Consider the following 793-nt stretch of genomic DNA (forward strand, 5'->3'; position numbering starts at 1 on the left):
GCCGGTCCCCCCGCCCCGCCGCCCGCGCCGCCGTCCGCCCGGCCGACCGCGCGGAACGTGCTGCTGGCCCTCGGCGGGGTGCTGCTGGCGGTCGCGGTGACCGCCTTCACGCTGGTGAGCTGGGGCCGGCTGGGCATCGGAGGGCGCGCGGCGGTACTGGGCGCGCTGACGCTTCTGGGGCTGGGCGTGCCCGCGGCGCTGACCCGCCGCGGGCTGACCGCGACGGCCGAGGCGGTGGCGTCGCTGGGGCTGGTCCTGCTGCTGCTCGACGCCTACGCACTGCACCGGGTGGCGTTGCCGGAGGCCGGCGGAGCCGGCTACGCGGCGGTGGCCGCGGCCGTGATCGCCGCGCTCTGGGCGGGGTACGGGGCGGTGCTGCCCCGGCTGCGCGGGCCGCTGCCCGTCGCCGTGTGCCTGGCCCAGCTCCCGCTGCCGCTGTGGGCACTGAGCGCGGGCGGCGGCCCGTACGCCTTCTCCTGGGCCCTGCTGGTCACGGCGGCCGGTGACGCGGCGGTGGCGCTGTGGTGCGCCGGACGCGGACGGCGGGCGGTGGCGCCGACGGCTCTCGCCGCGGGGTGCGCGCTGGGGGTCCCGGGACTGCTGACCGCCGCCGTACTGGCCCTGACGGCGACGGGGTGGGCCGGGTCGGCGCACGCGGCGGCGCTGCTCGCGGCGGCCGCGGCGGTGCTGCTGTACGCGGCCCGCCGTCTCGTCCGGATCGCCGCCCGCCCGGACGCTGCGGCGCCCGCGGCGGTGGTGCCCGCCGCGGTGGTGCCCGCCGCGGCGGCGGGGC

Annotated in this window: 1 pseudogene; it reads left to right on the forward strand. The window is 81.8% G+C overall.

The annotated features are described in order from the left end of the window. Positions 1-57: 57 nt before the first annotated feature. Positions 58-793, forward strand: a pseudogene (locus tag ACLIYP_RS30655) (SCO7613 C-terminal domain-containing membrane protein); the annotation flags it as partial.

Origin of the sequence: Streptomyces nanhaiensis, assembly GCF_046614825.1 — a bacterium.
Lineage (GTDB): Bacteria > Actinomycetota > Actinomycetes > Streptomycetales > Streptomycetaceae > Streptomyces > Streptomyces radiopugnans.